This is a genomic window from Chelatococcus sp. GCM10030263 (assembly GCF_042666455.1).
Taxonomy (GTDB): domain Bacteria; phylum Pseudomonadota; class Alphaproteobacteria; order Rhizobiales; family Beijerinckiaceae; genus Chelatococcus.
Map to the genome: position 1 here is coordinate 52,938 of NZ_JBHTDB010000005.1, position 18,360 is coordinate 71,297.

23 protein-coding genes are annotated in these 18,360 nt (G+C 65.5%); 9 read left to right on the top strand and 14 right to left on the bottom strand.

What is annotated here, in order from left to right:
• Window positions 1–16: 16 nt before the first annotated feature.
• Window positions 17–790, top strand: coding sequence for an alpha/beta hydrolase (locus ACFQU1_RS10575; protein ID WP_378132198.1), 774 nt, complete (start codon window positions 17–19; stop codon window positions 788–790).
• Here the strand turns inward: ACFQU1_RS10575 and ACFQU1_RS10580 are convergent.
• Window positions 780–1,562 carry a HesA/MoeB/ThiF family protein gene (locus ACFQU1_RS10580; RefSeq protein WP_378132200.1) on the bottom strand — a complete coding sequence of 261 codons (783 nt, stop codon included), beginning with the start codon at window positions 1,560–1,562 and terminating at the stop codon, window positions 780–782. The two genes, ACFQU1_RS10575 and ACFQU1_RS10580, sit on opposite strands and share 11 nt — an antisense overlap.
• Before the next feature lie 123 nt (window positions 1,563–1,685).
• Between ACFQU1_RS10580 and ACFQU1_RS10585 the strand changes: the two genes are divergently transcribed.
• Together ACFQU1_RS10585 and ACFQU1_RS10590 are read left to right on the top strand one after the other, a co-directional pair.
• A complete protein-coding gene (locus ACFQU1_RS10585; protein ID WP_378132202.1) occupies window positions 1,686–2,123 on the top strand; it encodes a cytidine deaminase in 438 nt (145 codons plus the stop codon).
• Window positions 2,113–2,943 (top strand): purine-nucleoside phosphorylase, encoded by an 831-nt coding sequence (locus ACFQU1_RS10590; RefSeq protein ID WP_378132204.1) that lies wholly within the window; start codon window positions 2,113–2,115, stop codon window positions 2,941–2,943. The genes ACFQU1_RS10585 and ACFQU1_RS10590 overlap by 11 nt, the downstream gene beginning before the upstream one ends.
• 24 nt (window positions 2,944–2,967) lie before the next feature.
• Here the strand turns inward: ACFQU1_RS10590 and ACFQU1_RS10595 are convergent, their stop codons facing one another.
• The 3 genes from ACFQU1_RS10595 to ACFQU1_RS10605 all read right to left on the bottom strand — a co-directional run bounded on the left by ACFQU1_RS10595 (window position 2,968) and on the right by ACFQU1_RS10605 (window position 5,734).
• Window positions 2,968–3,834, bottom strand: a complete 867-nt coding sequence (locus tag ACFQU1_RS10595; RefSeq protein ID WP_378132206.1) for a C40 family peptidase — start codon at window positions 3,832–3,834, stop codon at window positions 2,968–2,970.
• Window positions 3,835–3,896: 62 nt separating this feature from the next.
• Window positions 3,897–4,247, bottom strand: a complete 351-nt coding sequence (locus ACFQU1_RS10600) for a MarR family transcriptional regulator (RefSeq protein WP_378132208.1) — start codon at window positions 4,245–4,247, stop codon at window positions 3,897–3,899.
• A 92-nt stretch (window positions 4,248–4,339) separates the two neighbouring features.
• On the bottom strand, window positions 4,340–5,734 hold the full coding sequence (locus ACFQU1_RS10605) for a leucyl aminopeptidase family protein (protein ID WP_378132210.1): 1,395 nt from the start codon (window positions 5,732–5,734) through the stop codon (window positions 4,340–4,342).
• A 165-nt stretch (window positions 5,735–5,899) separates the two neighbouring features.
• Between ACFQU1_RS10605 and ACFQU1_RS10610 the strand changes: the two genes are divergently transcribed.
• Window positions 5,900–6,919, top strand: coding sequence for a tetratricopeptide repeat protein (locus ACFQU1_RS10610; RefSeq protein ID WP_378132212.1), 1,020 nt, complete (start codon window positions 5,900–5,902; stop codon window positions 6,917–6,919).
• Between the two features lie 83 nt (window positions 6,920–7,002).
• Here the strand turns inward: ACFQU1_RS10610 and ACFQU1_RS10615 are convergent, their stop codons facing one another.
• The 4 genes from ACFQU1_RS10615 to ACFQU1_RS10630 all read right to left on the bottom strand — a co-directional run bounded on the left by ACFQU1_RS10615 (window position 7,003) and on the right by ACFQU1_RS10630 (window position 10,384).
• Entirely contained in the window at window positions 7,003–7,161 is a 159-nt protein-coding gene (locus ACFQU1_RS10615) for a hypothetical protein (protein ID WP_378132214.1), read from the bottom strand.
• A 1-nt stretch (window position 7,162) separates the two neighbouring features.
• Complete coding sequence (dsbD, locus tag ACFQU1_RS10620) at window positions 7,163–8,956, bottom strand: protein-disulfide reductase DsbD (protein ID WP_378132216.1); 1,794 nt, start codon at window positions 8,954–8,956, stop codon at window positions 7,163–7,165.
• A gap of 49 nt (window positions 8,957–9,005) precedes the next feature.
• The gene (locus tag ACFQU1_RS10625) at window positions 9,006–9,560 is read right to left on the bottom strand and encodes a thioredoxin domain-containing protein (RefSeq protein WP_378132218.1); all 555 of its coding nucleotides are present in this window, start codon (window positions 9,558–9,560) and stop codon (window positions 9,006–9,008) included.
• Window positions 9,561–9,673: 113 nt separating this feature from the next.
• Window positions 9,674–10,384, bottom strand: coding sequence for a L,D-transpeptidase (locus ACFQU1_RS10630; RefSeq protein ID WP_378132220.1), 711 nt, complete (start codon window positions 10,382–10,384; stop codon window positions 9,674–9,676).
• Between the two features lie 200 nt (window positions 10,385–10,584).
• On the opposite strand from ACFQU1_RS10630, the gene ACFQU1_RS10635 reads away from it, so the two are divergent.
• Window positions 10,585–11,247: a response regulator gene (locus tag ACFQU1_RS10635; protein ID WP_378132222.1), complete on the top strand. Its 663-nt coding sequence runs from the start codon at window positions 10,585–10,587 to the stop codon at window positions 11,245–11,247.
• An 8-nt stretch (window positions 11,248–11,255) separates the two neighbouring features.
• Entirely contained in the window at window positions 11,256–12,644 is a 1,389-nt protein-coding gene (locus tag ACFQU1_RS10640; RefSeq protein WP_378132224.1) for an ATP-binding protein, read from the top strand.
• A 34-nt stretch (window positions 12,645–12,678) separates the two neighbouring features.
• On the opposite strand, the gene ACFQU1_RS10645 is transcribed toward ACFQU1_RS10640, so the two are convergent.
• From ACFQU1_RS10645 to ACFQU1_RS10665, 5 genes are all read right to left on the bottom strand, one after another.
• Window positions 12,679–13,203, bottom strand: coding sequence for a DoxX family protein (locus tag ACFQU1_RS10645; protein ID WP_378132226.1), 525 nt, complete (start codon window positions 13,201–13,203; stop codon window positions 12,679–12,681).
• 203 nt (window positions 13,204–13,406) lie between these two features.
• Window positions 13,407–14,168: an L-cystine ABC transporter ATP-binding protein TcyN gene (tcyN, locus tag ACFQU1_RS10650; protein WP_378132228.1), complete on the bottom strand. Its 762-nt coding sequence runs from the start codon at window positions 14,166–14,168 to the stop codon at window positions 13,407–13,409.
• Window positions 14,169–14,193: 25 nt separating this feature from the next.
• Entirely contained in the window at window positions 14,194–14,859 is a 666-nt protein-coding gene (tcyL, locus tag ACFQU1_RS10655) for a cystine ABC transporter permease (protein ID WP_378132230.1), read from the bottom strand.
• An 8-nt stretch (window positions 14,860–14,867) separates the two neighbouring features.
• Window positions 14,868–15,668: a cystine ABC transporter substrate-binding protein gene (tcyJ, locus tag ACFQU1_RS10660; protein WP_378132232.1), complete on the bottom strand. Its 801-nt coding sequence runs from the start codon at window positions 15,666–15,668 to the stop codon at window positions 14,868–14,870.
• Between the two features lie 179 nt (window positions 15,669–15,847).
• A complete protein-coding gene (locus ACFQU1_RS10665) occupies window positions 15,848–16,240 on the bottom strand; it encodes a response regulator (protein WP_378132234.1) in 393 nt (130 codons plus the stop codon).
• 299 nt (window positions 16,241–16,539) lie between these two features.
• Here ACFQU1_RS10665 and ACFQU1_RS10670 point away from each other — a divergent pair, with 299 nt between their 5' ends.
• The 3 genes from ACFQU1_RS10670 to ACFQU1_RS10680 all read left to right on the top strand — a co-directional run bounded on the left by ACFQU1_RS10670 (window position 16,540) and on the right by ACFQU1_RS10680 (window position 18,065).
• The gene (locus tag ACFQU1_RS10670; protein WP_378132236.1) at window positions 16,540–16,854 is read left to right on the top strand and encodes a PepSY domain-containing protein; all 315 of its coding nucleotides are present in this window, start codon (window positions 16,540–16,542) and stop codon (window positions 16,852–16,854) included.
• 45 nt (window positions 16,855–16,899) lie between these two features.
• Window positions 16,900–17,505 (top strand): general stress protein, encoded by a 606-nt coding sequence (locus ACFQU1_RS10675; RefSeq protein ID WP_378132238.1) that lies wholly within the window; start codon window positions 16,900–16,902, stop codon window positions 17,503–17,505.
• 215 nt (window positions 17,506–17,720) lie between these two features.
• Window positions 17,721–18,065: a hypothetical protein gene (locus ACFQU1_RS10680; RefSeq protein ID WP_378132240.1), complete on the top strand. Its 345-nt coding sequence runs from the start codon at window positions 17,721–17,723 to the stop codon at window positions 18,063–18,065.
• Between the two features lie 48 nt (window positions 18,066–18,113).
• On the opposite strand, the gene ACFQU1_RS10685 is transcribed toward ACFQU1_RS10680, so the two are convergent.
• A complete protein-coding gene (locus tag ACFQU1_RS10685) occupies window positions 18,114–18,308 on the bottom strand; it encodes a hypothetical protein (RefSeq protein ID WP_378132242.1) in 195 nt (64 codons plus the stop codon).
• Window positions 18,309–18,360 lie beyond the last annotated feature (52 nt).

An 18,360-nucleotide genomic window follows, 5' to 3' on the forward strand; every position in this document is an offset into this window, starting at 1 on the left:
TGGCAGGAGAAGTCTTATGGCGAATGCGCCTGATCTGCAATTTTTGGCCGTCGGCGAGGGGGATGATGCCCGCAATGTTGCAATCCTGGCTCGTCCGGGGAGTGGCCCGGCAGTCGTCTGGCTCGGCGGCTTTCGCTCCGACATGCGCGCGACCAAGGCGACCGCGCTCGACGACTGGGCCGCGGAAGCGGGCCGGGCCTTCGTCCGTTTCGACTATTCCGGCCATGGGGAATCGGGCGGCGAGTTCACCGCCGGCACGATCTCACGCTGGCTCGAAGAGGCGCTCGCCGTGATTACGGCGAAGACCGAGGGACCGGCTGTGCTCGTCGGCTCGTCGATGGGTGGCTGGGTCGCGCTTCTCGCCGCGCTCCGCCTGAAGGTCGAGCGGCCCGACCATGCACCGGCCGGCCTCGTGCTGATCGCCCCTGCGGTCGATTTCACCGAGCGCCTGATGTGGGAGGCTCTTTCCGAGGATGCACGGCGAGAGCTCGAGACCACGGGTGCCTTCCTGCGACCCTCGCTCTACGGCGACCCCTATCCGATCACGCGCGGCCTGATCGAGGATGGGCGCAAGCATCTCCTGCTCGGCGGCGCCATCGAGCCCGGCTGCCCGGTGCACATCCTCCAGGGCATGGAAGATCCGGACGTGCCCTGGCGGCATGTGTTGGAAACGGTCGAGCATCTGCCCGGCGAAGCGGTGACGCTCACCCTGATCAAGGACGGCGACCATCGGCTGTCGCGGCCGGAGGATATCGAGCGGCTCATCGCCGCCGTGGCGGCTATCGCGTGACGTGGGTTCCGCTCAACGGGTTTTCCGAATCCCAGCTGTAGTTCAGCGTTTCGAAGCGCATGCTGAGGCCATCGACGAGGAGAAGGCGGCCGACGAGCCCCTCGCCGAAACCGACGATGGCGCGGATGACTTCGAGCGCCATGAGCGCACCCATCACGCCGGCGAGCGCGCCGACGATTCCGGCCTCCTCGCAGGTCGGCACGGTGCCGGGCGGCGGCGGCTCAGGAAACAGGCAGCGATAGGTCGGGTTCGGCGTGCCGTCGGCCCCGGCCTCATGCGCGCGAATCGTCGTGAGCGATGCATCGAAGGTGCCGAGCGCCGCCGAGACGAGCGGCTTTCTTTCATGAAAAGCCGCGTCAGCGACGAGATAGCGCGTCTTGAAATTATCGGAGCCGTCGGCGATCACGTCATAGTCGCGCAGCAGCGCGCGGACATTCTCCGCGTCGACTCGAACCGGATGCGTGACCACCTCCACATGCGGATTGAGGCGGGCGATCGCATCCGCCGCGCTTTCCACCTTCGGGCGGCCGACATCCGGTGTGCCGTGGATGATCTGCCGCTGCAGATTGGACAGCGACACCACGTCGTCGTCGGCGATGCCGAGCGTGCCGACCCCGGCGGCGGCGAGATATTGCAGGAGCGGGGCCCCGAGCCCACCGGCGCCGATGGCGAGGACCCGCGCCCGTTTGAGCTTCATCTGCCCCGGCCCGCCGACATCGCGCAGCACGATATGGCGCGCGTAGCGCTCGACTTCCTCACCCGACAGGCTCATGCGACCGACCCACAGCTCTTTGCGAAGACGCGCCGAAATATGCGCGATCTTCGGGTAAGATCATCCTGCCACAGATGGATGGCGTCGTCGTCAGATGCAACACGCCGGGGGAGCGGCAAGTCCATGGTGAAGCAGGATCCGGAGGATATCGAGAGATTATTCGCGGCCGCCCGTGCGTCCCGCGCCAGGGCCTATGCGCCTTATTCGGGCTTTCCCGTGGGTGCGGCCGTTCTGACCGAGAACGGGCAGATCCACGCCGGCACCAATGTCGAGAATGCCGCATACCCGGCCGGGCTCTGCGCCGAGGCCGGGGCGATCGGCGCGATGGTCGCGGCGGGCGAGACGCGGATCGCGGCCGTGATGGTCGTCGGTGGCGGCCACGAGCTCGTCACGCCTTGCGGCGTGTGCCGGCAGCGCATCCGCGAATTCGCGACGCCCGACACCATGGTGCATGTGGGGGACGACGCGGGCGTGCGCCGCAGCTTTACCTTTGCGGAGCTCTTGCCCTTCGCCTTCGGGCCGGCAAATCTCGGCTTGTCCGGAGATCACCATGACGAATGACACGCCGGAGAGCCGGCTCGACGAGGCCGAGGCGGTTCTCGCGTCCCATGGCATCACCGGCCCCTTCAATCAGGCGCTGGTGCTCGGCACCGGGCTCGGCAAGCTCGTGGAGGACATCGAGGACGCGATCGAGCTGCCCTATGCGGCGATCCCCGGCTTTCCGCAGATGAGCGTCTCCGGCCATGTGCCGCAGCTCGTCGCCGGGCGGCTGGAGGGGCGGCGGGTCCTGATCTTCGGCGGCCGGGCTCATTTCTACGAAACGGGTGATGCCCGCGCCATGGCGCTGCCTATCGCGCTGCTCGCCCGCTACGGCGCGCCCCCGCTCATCCTCACCAATGCCGCGGGCTCGCTCAAGCAGAGCATTCGCGTCGGCACGCTCTGCCTCATCACCGACCATATCAATTTTTCGGGGCCCAACCCCCTGGTCGGAGACCGCGGCGACGGACGCTTCGTCAATATGACGGACGCCTATGACCAGCACCTGCGCAAGCGCCTGAAGCTCGCCGCCATCGCGGCGGGGATCACCATGAACGAGGGCATCTACATGTGGTTCTCGGGGCCGAGCTTCGAGACGCCGGCGGAGGTGCGCATGGCGCGGATGCTCGGGGCCGATCTCGTCGGCATGTCGACTGTTCCGGAGGTCATCCTCGCCCGCCGCCATGGCATTCGGGTCGCGGCCATGTCCGTCGTCACCAATCTGGCTTCCGGCGTAGAGGGGGCACGGCCCAGCCACCGCGAGACCAAGGAGGTCGCGACCACCGCGGCCGCCAGCCTGCGCCGCGTCATCCGCGCTTTTCTCGCGCGGCCGGAGGAGATCTGAGGCGTCGGCTATAGGGCCGGCTCGTCAATCCCGCAGCCGCCGGATGCTGGTGATCGGCCCGCCACCTCGGGAGAGGATGCGCTCGGCGGCTTCCGCCAGCGGCTCGACCGCGACGAGCATGTGATAGGCATTGGCGTGAATGAGCCTGGTCTCGTTGAGCATCATGCCGACATGGCCTTTCCAGAAGACGAGATCGCCCCGCCTCAAACGTTCCTGCCGTTCGCCGCCGGGCACGGGCTTGGCGGCGGGCGAGGCCTCCTGGCGATAGGTGTCGCGTGGGAAATTGACGCCGGCGGCGCGCAACGAGAGCTGCACCAGGCCGGAGCAGTCGATGCCGAGGCTCGTCTTGCCGCCCCAGAGATAGGGTACGCCGACGAAGCGCTCGGCGGTCGCCATATAATCGGCGTCGCGCCAGCCGCGCGCCGCGGCGAGATGGCGGGCGATCACATAGCCGCCGCCGGCGAGTTGCGCGAAGGGCTCCGGGCCTTCCTTCACCACCGCCACTTCGGCGGCATAGGGCAGCGCCGCGAGCGGCGGCTGCTTGATGCTGGGACCCGGAAAGACGAAGCTGCGCGGCACCGTGACCACATGGGTCGGGGCGGGCGCCGACGCGCTGACCGCCTCGGTCGGCAGATAGCCGACATAGCCGTCGCGCAGGAGCTGGCCCCAGACCCAGCCTTCGTTCTCGTCGAGCACGGCAACCGGTTCGCCGGCGAGCGCTTCCGTATCGAGTGGGGCATCCGGCACCGGTTCGCGCCGCACGACCGCACTCGGCGCCACGATCCGGCAGAGCTGCGGCGTCACGTAGCGCTGTGCCTCGACGATGCCGCGCAGATGCACCGACGCAAGATCCGGCCGGGCGGGCGTCAGGCGGGGATCATGCGCTGTCATTCCGGAAGGCTCCTAACGGGGCAGATCTTCTAACGGGGTCTTCTTCTAACGGGGCAGGTCTTCTAGCGGGGCAAGTCTTTGGCCCGCGCCACGACAATATCACCGAGCCGCTCGACCGCCAGCGCCCCTTTCACCGTGCGCTGCACGAGCACATTGCGCCGGTCCGCGTCGTCGCGGCGGCGGGCCACCAGCTCGAGCTTACCCATGCTGTCGAGCGCGCGCGTAATTACGGGCTTCGTCACGCCGAGCTTGGCGGCGAGCCCGCGCACGGTATGGGGCGGCGTGTCCAGATAGACGGTCAGCAGAATAGCCATCTGCCGGAGCGACAGGTCGAACTCCTCGTCGCGCACGAGACCGAGCGTGACGTAATGCCAGAGCAGGAGCGCCTGCAGTGGTCTGAGTTCGACGGGCATCGGCCGGCATCTGGTTCGTTACGGACCCGTATTCTTATCGGGCCGGCCGTCCGCACCACAAGCTGCACTTGCCGTTGGAGTTAAGGACATCCTTACCGCGAGCCCGTGCCGAAGCGCTCCTTGAGATAGGCGTAGACGAGCCGCGCGCCCTGCACCTCGCCACCCTCGGGGCGTCCGGGCTTCACCGAGGGCGTCCAGGCGAAGATGTCGAAATGCACATGCGTCGCCTTTTCCACGAAACGGCGCAGGAAGAGTGCCGCCGTGACCGAGCCGGCGAAGCCGCCGCTCGAAATGTGATTGATGTCGGCGATCTTGGAGGAGAGGAGGCTGTCGTAAGGCCGCCACAAGGGCATGCGCCAGACCGGATCATTGACGGCCAGACATAGCGCCGCGAGCCGCTCCGCGACGGCGTCGTCGTCCGTATAGAAAGGCGGCAGGTCCGGGCCGAGCGCGACGCGCGCGGCGCCCGTCAGCGTCGCATAGTCGATGATGAGCGCCGGTTCCTCCTCGTCGGCGAGCGCCAGCGCATCGGCGAGGATCAACCGTCCTTCGGCATCGGTGTTGCCGATCTCGACGGAGAGCCCCTTGCGGCTCCTCAGGACGTCGCCCGGACGGAAGGCGGCGCCGGAAATCGCGTTCTCGACCGCCGGGATGAGCACGCGCAGGCGGACCTTCAGGCCGGCGTCTATGACCATATGGGCGAGCGCCAGCGCCGCCGCCGCCCCGCCCATATCCTTCTTCATGAGCGCCATGGCGCTCGCCGGCTTGATGTCGAGACCACCCGTGTCGAAGGCTACCCCCTTGCCGACGATCGTGACCTTCGGATCGGCAGGGTCGCCCCAGGTGAGATCGATCAGGCGGGGCGGAACAGCGGAGGCGCGCCCGACCGCATGCACCATCGGGAAGTTCTGCGCGAGGAGATCGTCACCGACGATGACATTGATCGCTGCGCCGTGACGCGCGGCGAGCGCCCGCGCTGCCGCCTCGATGCCGTCCGGCCCGAGGTCGTTGGCCGGCGTATTGACGAGATCGCGCCCAAGCGCGACCGCTTCGGCGATCCGCGTGAGTTCCCGGCCATCGACACCCTCCGGCAGCACGAGGCGGACGTCCGATGTCTTAGGGTTGGCGCGATAGCGCTCGAACCGATAGCTGCCGATGAGGAAAGCGAGCACTGCGGAAGGCGCCGCCTCGGACGGCAGTCCCTCGAGCCGGTAGGTTCCGGGCGGAAGGAGGCCGGGCAGCTTTCCGGGCATGAATGGGTCATGTCCGGCCGCCCGCGGGTCCCAGCCGAAGAGCACAGCGGCGATGCCGCCCTCGACGTCCGGCAAGACGAGGTGGCGGCCGTCTTTCGGTTCGAAACCTTGCGCCGCCACAAAGGCGCGCGCCGGCGGCGGCAGCGCGGCGATTGCGCTTGCAAAGGTTTCCGCGGAGACGATCAGGACGGGCGTGACATGAGCTGTGGAGGCATCGGCGATGGCAGGATGCAAGGGCGGGTCCTCAGCTGGCTAACGGCGCGATGGTCCTTGTTTCGTATCACGCACAGGAGAATGGAGCGAGGGGCCGGCGAGCGGCTTAACGGATTGTTAGGGTTAACCGACTATCAATACTAAGCCCCGCTCTCGCCGGGGGTGCACCCACTGTGAAGACAACGCATGGCCCTCTTGCCTCCACTCGGTGTCGGCTCGCGATCGAAGGTTTTGCGGATCGCCGCTTGCCTGGCGGTCACGATGCTCGGGGGCTGCATGTCGAGCCTCAAGAGCGATATCACCGCGTCGATCTTTCCGGCGAAGCGGCAGGCGACGCGTGTCGAGCCGACCCAGGCGGACTGGCGCGAGCTCGCCGAGAAGGCGGGCAGACGCTACGAGGCCGATCCCGGTGACAAGATCGCCGCCTTGGCCTATGGCCGGGCGCTCAGGGAAATCGGCCAGCACGAGCAGGCAGCCGCCGTGCTGCGCCAGGCCGTCATTCGCGCGCCTGGCGACAAGACCCTGCTCGCCGCCTATGGCAAGGCCCTCATTGACGTCGGCAATTTCAAGCAGGCGGGTGAGGTTCTTGCGCGCGCCCACACGCCCGACAATCCGGATTGGAGCGTGCTCTCCGCCCAGGGCACCGTCGCCGATCAGCTCGGCGATCACGAGGCAGCCCGTCGCTATTACCTGGCGGCGCTCAGGCTGGCGCCCGGTGAGCCGACGCTCCTGTCCAACCTTGGCCTGTCCTACGCTTTGTCGCGCGACCTGCCGCAGGCGGAACGGGCGCTGCGGCAAGCGGCGGCGAGCCCCAAGGCCGACGATCGGGTCCGGCAGAATCTCGCCCTCGTGCTCAGCCTGGAGGGCAAGGCCAAGGAGGCCGCGACCTTTATGCGGAGCGACATGCCGCCGGAGCAGCTCGCCGAGGCGCTTGCCTATTTCAAATCACTCAATGGCCAATCGTCGGCCATGACGTCGCGGCTGGCGCAGCGCTCCACGCCTACGCCCAACCTGGCCGATGGGGACATGAGCGTGACCGGCTCCTCAAGGACCGGCCTTGGGGGGCCCGAGCCGGAGATCGCCGGCAGTACCGTCCAGGTGAAGACCTCCGAGGCGCCGGTCAGGATCATCGCCGGCGATTCTGGCGGCATCCGCCCGTCCGTCGACGACGCGCCACAGATCGCGTTGAGACCCGCCGTCGAATAATGCGGCCGGGCTGAGTGTCGCATCATTTGCGACAGGTTGGAGCGCGGCAGTTGTGCTGTGCTGAGCAGCTCCCGTTGTTTCCCTCATCGTCCCATGCCCGCTTGCGCCGCCTTGAGGGCGTCATAGCGCGGGTCGAGGCGTAGCGCCATGACCTCGGCGGCGATCACGAATATCGCGGCTGCCAGCACGGCGGCGAAGCGCTCCGGGGCGAACATCAGCGGCCCGATCGTGATCGCGCCCATATCAGCGCTTCCCCTGCTGCGCAGAGGCCACCAGCGATTCGGCGGTTATGTCGCCGACCAGCCGCGTCGCGGGAACTTCGCTCGACGCAGCATCGAAGAAGATCATGGTCGGCGGACCGACGACTCCGAGATCGTGCAGCAAGGCGCGGTTCAGGCCGTCGGGCTTGGTGAGGTCGATCTTGATGCGACGGTAATCGCCCAGCGCCGTGAGGACCGTTGGCGCTGCGAGCGCATTCTTGTCGATGACCTTGCAGGTCACGCACCAGTCCGCAGTGAAATAGACGAGCGCGGGCTTGCCGCTCGACGATGCGCTTGCGAGCTGCTCCTTCAGTTCGGCAACCGATGCTGCGCTGTCGAAGCTCAAGGCCTCTGCCGCTTGCGGCGGCCGTCCGCCGCCTGAGAACCCGGCCAGCGGATGCAGCGGATCCGATGAACCGCTCGCCGCGCCGAGCGAGAGCATGCCGCCATAGAGCGTGAGAAGAAGGCCGGCGGTCTTCATCACCCGTTGGCGGTTGCTGGCGTTGCTCGTGAGATGGTCGAAGGCGCCGATGAATACACCGGCGCAGATCAAAACGATGCCCCACGCCGCCAATAGAGCGGTTGGCGGGAGGATGGGGGCGGCAAGCCACGTGGCCGCGCCGAGGAAGACGAGGCCGAATAGATATTTGACATAGACCATCCAAGCGCCGGCACGCGGGAGAACGCGGCTGCCGAGCGTGCCGAAGGCGATCAGCGGAAGCCCCTGGCCGAGGCCGAGCGCAAAGAGTGCGGCGGCGCCGAGGCGCAGGTCGCCGCTCTGGCCGATGTAGAGAAGCGCAGCCGCCAGCGGAGCCGTCACGCAAGGCCCGACGATCAGCGCGGAGGTGAAGCCGAGGGCAGCGGCAGATCCCGCCGATCCGCGCCGGCCGCTTTGGAGTGAAGTGATCCGATTAAGCCAGCGCGCGGGGAGCGCGAGCTCGAAGGCGCCGAACATGGAGGCGGCGAGGGCAACGAAGACGAGTGCCATCGCGCCTGCCGCATAAGTGGATTGGAGTGCGATCTGCAGGTTCTGGCCAGACCACGCGACGGCGATGCCGAGGAGGCTGTAAGCGGCGGCCATGGCGACGACATAGATGGCGGAGAGGGCAAAGCCTCGGCCCGCCGTCAGTTGCTCTCCCGACCGCGCCAGCGTCGCCGCGAGGATCGGATACATCGGCAGCACGCAAGGCGTGAAGGCGAGAAGCAGGCCAAAGACGAGAAAGCTTCCCACCACCCAGAGCGGTCCGCCACTGACGAGGAGCGTCGGTATGAGGCCCGTGCTGGTGCCGCCCGCCAATTTGAAGCCGGCAGAGGGGTCTGTATCCGCGCTATCGCTTCCCGCCAGCGGGTCGAAGACAGCATCAGCGATGGAAAGTGATTGCACGTCGACGATCTTTTCGATCGGCGGATAGCAGATGCTGTGGTCCTTGCAGCCTTGATAGCGGACCCTCAGCTCTGATGCGTCGTCGACGGAAGCGCTCGCAGTCGCCTGCTGCGTATAAATCTCGGTCGATCCGAAATTCTGGTCCTCCATCGCCTGTCCGCGCGGAAGGTCGAGCTGCACGGACTTGCCGGTGCCGGTCTCCCTGGCGGCCATGCGATCGCGGTACATGTAATAGCCGTCCGCGATCGCCCAGTTGAACTGCAGCCGCCCTGCCGCATCGCGGGTGACGGCCATCTGGAAGGCCTCATCCACGGGCAGGATGTCCGTTTGCGCCACCGCCCGCCCTGCCGCCATGCCGAGGACGACGGTAACGGCTATCATCAGAATTCGCATGTGCTGCTCTGTGTGGCGCGCCGGCGTCGGCGCCTGTGCGAGAGGGGCGTTATGATTTGCGCGGCCGGGCCTTCGGCTTTTCAGGACGCCCAGCGCCGGCTTTGGATTGCGAGAAGGGCCGAAGCCTCGCCACGAGGTTCTCGACGTCGAACCATCCAAGCGAGCGCGTCCCCGAGAGCTCCCGGCCGGTTTTCGTCTCGATGATGAACATGGTCGGCGGGCCCTTCGCGCCCAGGAGCTCCAGTAGGACGCGACTGTCGTCGTCCATCGGGGTAACGTCCACCTTGATGAGCGCCAGATTCGTCAGATGCTCGACGATGCGCGGGTCCGGCAGAATCTCCTCGTCGATGATGCGGCAAAAGCCGCACCAGTCGGCGGCGATGTCGACGAGGGCGTTGCTGTTGTGCCGGCCGGCTATGGCGACGGCCTGGACATACTGCGCGGCGGTACGGATCGGCCCGATTTTCGTGGAGATCGCCTGTGCAGGGCGAGCGAAGCCCGCGAGGCCGGCGATACCTGCGAATGCGCCGAGACCGCCCAGGACGGTGCGGCGGGAGCACGAAGCCGCAGGCAGCTGTCCAGGCTTGCGCGGTTCTTCCATCATCGGAACGACTCGATCTGTTGTGTCGGGATCACCTTCGCGCGGCAGCTTAAGGCAGGCTTAAGCTCACCAACACCGCTGCAAACCGGATGGAGGCTCACGACCGACTGGCGGGGTCACGCCTTCGTGCTCGCGACGGCCGACAGGAGCTGCGGGGACATGGCGGGGTCGGGGATGACCACAATCGGGCTTCCGTCGCGAACGTTGTCGTAGAGATGGATGACGTCCTGGTTGAGCAGCCGGATACAGCCGGAAGAGACGGCTTTGCCGATCGACGCCGGTTCCGTCGTTCCATGAAGACGGTAGAGGGTGTCACGCCCGTTCTCATGGATATAAAGCGCGCGTGCGCCGAGGGGGTTGCGAAGGCCCGGCGGCATTCCGCCATTCGCGACGCTGTAGGGCGCGAGTTCCGGCTGGCGTTGGATCATGCTGTCCGGAGGCGTCCAGCGCGGCCATTTGCGGCGATAGGCGACTATCGCACGCCCGGACCACTCGAAGCCTTCGCGGCCGACGCCGATGCCGTACCGCGTCGCGCGGCCGCCCGGCTTGACGTGGTAGAGATATTTTGCCGGCGTATCGACGATGAGCGTGCCCGGCTTCTCGCCGCTGTCATAAGCGACGTCCTGGCGCCAGAACTCTTCTGGAACGACCCTGGTGTCGACTGCCGGAATATGGAAGCCGCCGTCGTCCAGGGCCTGATACATCGCCGGTACCACGGGTTCGGGAATGATTTCAGCCTCGGCGACCGGCGGCGGCGATGGCCAGGTCGAAACGCAGCCCGAAAGCACCATCGCGCCCATCCCGCCGAGCACCACTCTGCGGCTCATCTGAAAACCGGGGCGGCGTGCTAAAGCCGTTGGATCGGATTTCTCCGAAGCCGCCATGGATGGCAGCGAGATACTCGATATGAGAACAGGCGACATCGTATTGCCCCTTTATCGCGGAAGCGATCGAGGGACAGGGGCGACCTTAAGCCAGCCTTAAGGCGTGGGCGGAGGATGGGCGGAGGCTGGAGACGGAGTGAGCCATGCGCGTGCTGGTCGTCGAAGACGACGAGATCTTGAAGGACGGGCTGCAGGTCGGGCTCGCGTTGAACGGCTTCATCGCCGACGCGGTCACGACCTGCGTCGATGCGGATGCGGCACTGGCGGCCAATCCCTATGACGTCGTCGTCCTCGATCTCATGCTTCCGGACGGCTCCGGTTTGACGGTCCTGAAGGCGCTCCGCCAACGGCGGAACCATGTTCCCGTGCTTCTGCTCACCGCGCGTGACAGCGTCGCCGACCGGATCAATGGGCTCGACCTCGGTGCGGACGATTATTTGGGAAAGCCCTTCGATCTCGATGAGGTGGCGGCGAGGTTGCGGGCGCTCGTCCGGCGCGCTGCCGGACGCTCCGCCTCTGTCCTGGAATGGGCGGACATCACCCTCGATCCCGCACGCCTGCATGTGGAGAAAGGGGGGCTGGAGGTCCGGCTGTCGCGGCGGGAATTCTCCGTCCTGCGCGCGCTGATGGATCGGCCCGGCACGGTGCTGTCGAAATCTCAGATCGAGGAAAAGCTCTACGGCTGGCAGGAAGAGATCGAGAGCAATGTCATCGAGGTTCATGTCCACAACCTCCGCAACAAGCTCGGCCAAGGCGTGATCGAGACGGTGCGCGGCGTCGGATATCGCATGGGCCTGTCCAGATGATCCGCTCGATGCGCGCACGCCTCTTCCTGATCCTCGTGGTCACCACCGGCGTCGTTTGGCTCTCGGCCGTCGTGTGGATCTACGGCAGCACGAAATCCGAAGTGGAGCGCGTGCTCGATGCCCGGCTGATGGAAGCCGCGAATATGGTCAGCTCTCTAATGACTGAGCGCGGCGTCGGTCTCGCCGACCGAGCTGAGACGAGCATGAGCAAAGTGATGCAGCCGGCGTCATACGAACGCCAGCTGGCCTGCCAGATCTGGTCCTTCGAGGGCAATCTGCTGAGCAAGACCGAGGGGACGCCCAGTGATGAGCTGACCGCACAACGGACGGGCTTTTCCGACACGGTCGTGAATGGCGAGACGTGGCGGGTCTATGCCGTCGAGAACAAAGACAGCGGCATCCGGGTTCTCGTCGGCGACACGCGTCGCATCCGCGCCAATCTCGTCGGCGACCTCATCAAGGGGCTGCTGCTCCCCCTGTTGCTGATCATGCCGATCCTGGCGGGGCTTATCTGGCTGTCCGTAAAAGGCGGGCTCGCCCCATTGAACCGTCTTGCCACCGCACTCGGCACCCGGTCTGCGGCAGATCTCAGCGCTTTGACCGACGATAAGTCGACGTCGGAAATGACCCCCGTCTTCAACGCGTTGAACGGGCTCTTCAAGCGGGTCGCAGACGCCCGCGAGCGCGAACGCAATTTCACGACCTTCGCGGCGCATGAATTGCGCACGCCCCTGGCCGGTCTCAAGACGCAGGCTCAGGTGGCGCTCGCGAGCAACGACCCGCAGATCAGGGAAAGGGCGCTCGAACAGATTGCGGTCGGCGTCAACCGCACGGGACGCCTGGTGCGCCAGCTCCTTGATCTCGCATCCGTCGACGCGGAAGAGAGGGAGACGTCCCAAGGCAAGGTCAACCCCGGCGACGCGCTCGCCATGCTGCGAGGCGAGTTCCTCGCCCATAGCGGACAGAACACGCAGGTTCTCATCACTGAGGCGCTCAGGGGCGTCGCTCTGGGGATCAATCCCGATCTGTTCTCGATCGCCGCGCGAAATCTGCTCGAAAATGCCCTGCTCCACAGTCCGCCTGGCGGGATCGTTCGATGCGACCTCGATATCGATGCCGAATGGGTGACCGTCGTCATCGACGACTGCGGGCCGGGCATTCCCGAGACCGAGCTTGCGCATGTCACGGAGCCGTTCTTTCGCGGCCGCAACAAGAGCGCCGTGGGAAGCGGCCTCGGCTTGAGCATCGCGCAGCTGGCGCTGGCACATGCCGGCGCAAGACTCGTGCTGCGCAACCGGGGTGAAGGCGGGCTCTCGGCCCGCATCGTTCTTCCAAGAGAGACGATGGCTCTTGCCGTCGATCCCGGCGCCACGCGCCACACCCGCTCCCCCGCGTGACGATCGCGCCGCCGGTTCGACGATGCAAGTCCGGTCAGATCCTCGCGGAGCGGTCGTCGGTCACGCGCGCCGGTGACCATCGAGCCCGCTTCAACAGGCCGTCGACCGAAAGAGGGCCGGCGCCTCCGAAACACAGGGCCGCGAGGCCGGCGAGATAAAGGAGGTCGGTTTCATAGCCCGGCTGCCCGAAGTGAGCGCCCGCTGCGTCGTAGGATTGCAGCTTGATCGAGCTGAAGCCGTTCGGAAGGTGGACGGTGAAAATCGCCACGAGCAACACGAAGACCATCGGGATCGTCGCGAGTGGCACGAGCGCTCCTATAACGATCAAGGCGCCGCCAACGACCTCGACGATAATGGTTGCCCAGCCGGCCAGAAAGGCCAGCGGCATGCCCATCGCGTGCAGCACGCCGATGAAATCTTCCGGTCCTCGTGCCAGCTTCGCATAACCATGTTGCATGAAGCCGAGGCCGACGATGAGGCGGAGCGGGATCGGGTACCAAGCGGGTGGAACGGGTAGCGGCGAGATGGCGAGGTCGCGAAGGCGGAGATGTTGGTTCATCTGGTAGTCTCCCTATTGATGCGAGTAGTAGTTCGCGAGGGAGGCGGCGATGGTTACAGTCCAAGAAGCAAATCCGATAATATAATTTCCGGTAGCAAGGCAGAAATATCCGTATAGTGCGATCACACTTGCCAATCGGCCTCACATCATACAGGGAAAGCCCGCCCGGCATGAGGCGATAGTCTTGTCTATGGCTAAAAGCATCAGGACCCGTTGGTGCGGCCGTCCAGGAACTTGCGTAGGAAGCGCTGGGTGCGCTCCTCGTGCGGCGCGGTGAAGAGCCGCTTTGCCTCGTCTTGTTCCACGATGACGCCATCGTCCATGAAGATCGCCCGGTCGGCGACGTCACGGGCGAACTGCATTTCATGGGTGACGATGACCATGGTCCGCCGCTCCTCGGCGAGGCTCCTGATGGTGGCGAGCACCTCACCGACCAGTTCCGGGTCGAGCGCCGAGGTCGGCTCGTCGAAGAGGATCACATCCGGCTGCATGGCGAGCGCCCGGGCGATGGCGACGCGTTGTTGCTGTCCGCCGGAGAGCCGGGCGGGGTAGGCGTCCGCCTTCTCGGCGAGGCCGACCTTGGCGAGCAGCGCGCGGCCGCGCTCTTCCGCTTCCCGCCGCGGCTCGCCCTTCACGATCACCGGGCCCTCGATGACGTTTTCGAGCGCCGTGCGGTGCGGAAAGAGGTTGAAGTTCTGGAAGACGAAACCGACGTGCTGGCGCAGGGTCCGCACGCGCGTCTTCTGCTCCTTGAGCGGAAGGTTGCCGTCGATCGCGATGTCGCCCACGCGGATGAGGCCGCTCGTCGGCGTCTCCAGGCAGTTGAGGCAGCGCAAGAGCGTCGTCTTGCCGGAGCCGCTCGGACCGACGATCGCGACGATCTCGCCGGTCGGGACAGAGAGGTCGATGCCGCGCAGCACCTCGGTGTCGCGGAAGCGCTTGGTGAGGCCCGATACCTCGATCATCGGCCTGTCGCTTCGAGCCTCCACCTCAGCGCTCCCGGCTGTGCAGCGTCACGCGCTTTTCGAGATAGGTCTGGCCGGAGGCGAGCAGGCTCGACAGCACCCAGTAGAGGAAGGCCGCCGCCAGATACATCGTGAACACCTCGAAGGTGCGCGCCGTGATGAGCTGGGCCTGGCGGAAGAGCTCCGGCACCTGGATGGTGGCGGCGAGAGAGGTGTCCTTGATCAGGCTGATGAAGCTGTTGCCGAGCGGCGGCAGCGCGGTGCGCGCCGCCTGCGGCAGGACCACGCGGCGCATGGCCTGCAGGGGCGTCATGCCGATGGAGAAGGCCGCTTCCCACTGGCCGCGCTCGATGGCGCCGATGGCGCCCCGCAGGATCTCCGACGAATAGCCGGCGACATTGAGCGAGAAGCCGATGAGCGCCGAGGTGATGGGGTCGAAACGGATCCCGAACTGCGGCAGCCCATAATAGATCAGGAAGAGCTGCACCAGGAGCGGTGTGCCGCGGATGAAGGACACATAGACACGGGCGATGAAATCGAGAACCCGGCTCGGCGAGAGCCGCATCATCGCCAGTGCAAAGCCGAGCGCCAGCCCGAAGATCATGCCGCCGAGGCTAAGCTCCACGGTATAGAGGGCGCCCCTGAGCAGCAGGGGCGCCGAATCGAGAACGAGTTGCAGGCTTGAGTCCATCCAGGCGGTTATTTCGTCACGTCCGTGCCGAACCACTGCTGCGAGAGCTTCGGCAGCGTGCCGTCCTGCCGCAACTTATCGATGGCTCCGTTGACGGCGGCGAGCAGCTTGGGATTGCCCTTGCGCATGGGGATGCCCGCCTCCTGCTTGGCGAAGGGCTCGCCGGTGCCGACGATGCGCCCGTTCGACTCCTTGACGAGATCGGCGGCGACCAGCCGGTCGTTCAGCACGGCGTCGATGCGGCCGTTGTAGAGGTCCTGGATTTTGGTCGCATCGTCGTCGTAGGTGCGGATGTCCGCCTTCGGCTGGTTCTCCTTCAGCCACTGCTCGTAATTGGTGCCGAGCCCGACGCCGACCGCCTTGCCGGCGAGGTCGTCCGGCTTGCTGATCTTCGTCTCGTCACCCTTGCGCACGATGATCTGGATGCCCGAGACGGTATAGGGGGCGGAGAAGTCGTATTTCTTCTTGCGCTCGTCGGTGATGGTCACCTGGTTGATGACCACGTCGATGCGGCCGGATTCGAGCGCGGCCAGGATGCCGTCCCATTTGGTGGGCTGGAAATCGGCCTTGACCCCGAGTTCCTTGGCGAGCGCATTGGCGAAGTCGACCTCGAAGCCGACGAGCTTGCCGCTCTCGTCCTGGTAACCGAAGGGCCGGTAGGTGCCTTCAAGCCCGACGAGGAGCGTGCCGCGGCTTTTGATGGTGTCGAGGAGGTCCTCCGCGGCACCGGCGGGCCCGGCGGTTGCGGCACCGAGGGTCAGCGCGAGCCCTCCGAGGAGAGCGAGACGGCGAAGACGGTCGAAATCCATGGAAGCCTCCTGCCCGGGGCGCCGGGAATTTTTGATTGCAACAAGCCTTAACCGGATTTCGCCGACCCGGTAAAGTGCGTCTCTTGGTGCAAGGGGCCGCCGTGGGCCTAGCCGGGAAGCCGCGCCTGGGCCGGTCGCCCGCTAATGGGGACGCGGGGTGGGCAAAGCTCAGCGCGTCGTTACTGCCTGCGCAGCGGGTGGATCGCAGCGGCTGCCTCGATCTCCAGCAACAGGCGCTCGGGGGCAAAGGGCTTGGGCAGGAAGCGCACGCCTGCCGGAAGGTCTCCCTTGGCGGGGGCTTGCCGACCGGAAACCACGACAACGATCATAGATGGGCTCTTCTCGCGCACGGCTCGGGTGAGCGCAAAGCCGTCCATCCCCGGCATCTCGACGTCCGTCACGAGGAGCTTGGCATCGGGATGAGCGGAAAGGGCGTTCAATGCCTCCTCCGCGCAGGAGACGGCAAGCACCTCGTGACCGGCGTCCTCGAGGGTCGCCGTGATCACGAGACTCACAAGGGGCTCGTCCTCCGCCACGATAGCCAAATGCGAATGGTCGCTTGCGCTGCACATGCAAGGCTAACTGCGACGATCAGCCCTGGTTCCTGGAGGCATAGTAGTTTTCTGCTTTCAGGCTCTCGGCTCGGTCATGTGCGAGCGAACTGCTCGCAATAGGACCTTTGTAGCCCTGCGCTCAAGAGATTAGTTCAGGGAACTTATTGTCAAGCAGACGATTAACAATGACTGGGCGGAGAACTTCTATTTATGAAGATAGAGTTAAATTCTGAATAAATGGGGCCCTATCCGGGAAAAGTGCCTGAGCACTGAGACGACGCCAAAATGTCAGTCGATACAACAGTTGGAGATATAATATGAGGCATGTTCTCGCCGCCGCCATTCTTGGGATTACCGCGAGTGCAGCCATGGCGCAAACGCCTCCGGCCGCCAATCCGGATCCAAGCACACCCGCTGTGAGCACGCCCGGTGCCAATAGTTCGGGAGCGCCGGCCGCTGGCGCCAATAGCTTCACGGAAGCTCAGGCGAAGTCGCGGATCGAGGCTGCCGGTTACAGCCAAGTCTCTGCCCTTGCCAAGGACAAGGATGGCATCTGGCGGGGCAAGGCCTCGAAGGCCGGAGCATCGCACGAAGTCAGCCTCGACTATCAGGGCAACGTCGTCCCCAAATAATACGCCGCGCCTCATCTTACTGCAGATCCTCAAAGGAGTGATCCAATGACAAAGACCGTATCCGCTCTCTATGACAGCTATGCCGATGCCTCCGCGGCCGTGACGACACTCGAACAGGCAGGTGTTGATTCGTCGGACATCAGCATTGTGGCCAATAACTCGGACAACTGGCATGCGGATGACCGCACGTCCGATGCTGCTGAAGGCGCTGGCACGGGGGCCGGGATCGGCGCGGCCATCGGCGGCGTCGGGGGGCTCCTCACAGGTCTTGGTCTTATGGCCATTCCGGGTGTCGGTCCCGTCGTTGCAGCCGGATGGCTTGCCGCTACTGCGGCGGGAGCCGCTGCTGGCGCAGCGGTTGGCGGCGCCACCGGCGGCCTCGTCGGGGCGCTGACGAATTCGGGCGTGCCCGAAGATCATGCGCATGTCTATGCTGAAGGCGTGCGTCGCGGCGGCACGCTCGTGACGGCGAAGGTCGACGAGGCGCGGGCAGGCCAGGCCGAGGCGGTCCTCCAACAAAGTAAATCCGTGGACGTCGGCAGCCGGGAACGCGCCTACCGGGAAAACGGCTGGTCGTCTTTCGATGAGAAGGCGCCTCCCTATGATCCGGACGAGGTTGCGCGCGAGCGGACCCGATACACCGCTCTGTGAGCTGACCTGTCTTCTTAGCCGAGCGAACTGTCGCATGGAGCCCGTCTTCTCCCGGAGAAGGCGGGCACATTCCGGTGACCGCGGCGTCGGTTCCGCTGCCGCGCAACTTCAGCAGAAGAAGCCCCGTGCCTTCACGATACCTCTAGCTTTGCTGCAACGTTCCGGCGCCTGCGCCGTTGAGCCTGAGCGCGACGTCTCACGCCATTGGAGGACCTATGCTGCACACAAAGGCCGCCGCTCTGATCGCTGGGCTCCTGCTTGTCGCCTTCGCGGCGGCGCCGGCCGAAGCGCAAGAGCCACCCGAGTCCGCTATTTGCCGTAAGGCTGCGATCGCCACATTGAAGGCCGAAACCGACCACTCGCCCCTGAAGGACGTGAAGCTCGACCTCGATAGCCTGACGGTGGCCAAGTCGAAGGGGGATATCGAAGGCATCAAGGTGACGACGGTCCTGATCGGCCAGGCGACCATTCAGCGCGAGAGCTCAGACGAGCCGCATACCTTCCTCTGCCTGCTCGGCGAGAACGACAAGGTCTTGCTCACCTTCTTCACCAAGCGCTGATCCATGTTCCTACGGCGTCACTGACCATTATCGCCGGTCGGCGTCGTGTTAAGCCTTTTCCTTGTCGTCCTTTGCGAGGCGGAGCGCTTTCAGCTTCGCGGTCTTGTCGCGAACGACCTTGCTTTCAGCTTCCTGCCGCGACAGTTCGCGACCGGGAGTGACAATGGCCTTCGATGCTCGTTTGAGCTGTTCGTCGGCGCGCTTGCGCGAGTCGCTTCGATTGTCTGCCATAGGTTTATCCATTTCAGTTGGCCAAGCTCGGCCGATTTCATCAAGGCACTGGAGAGGCGATACG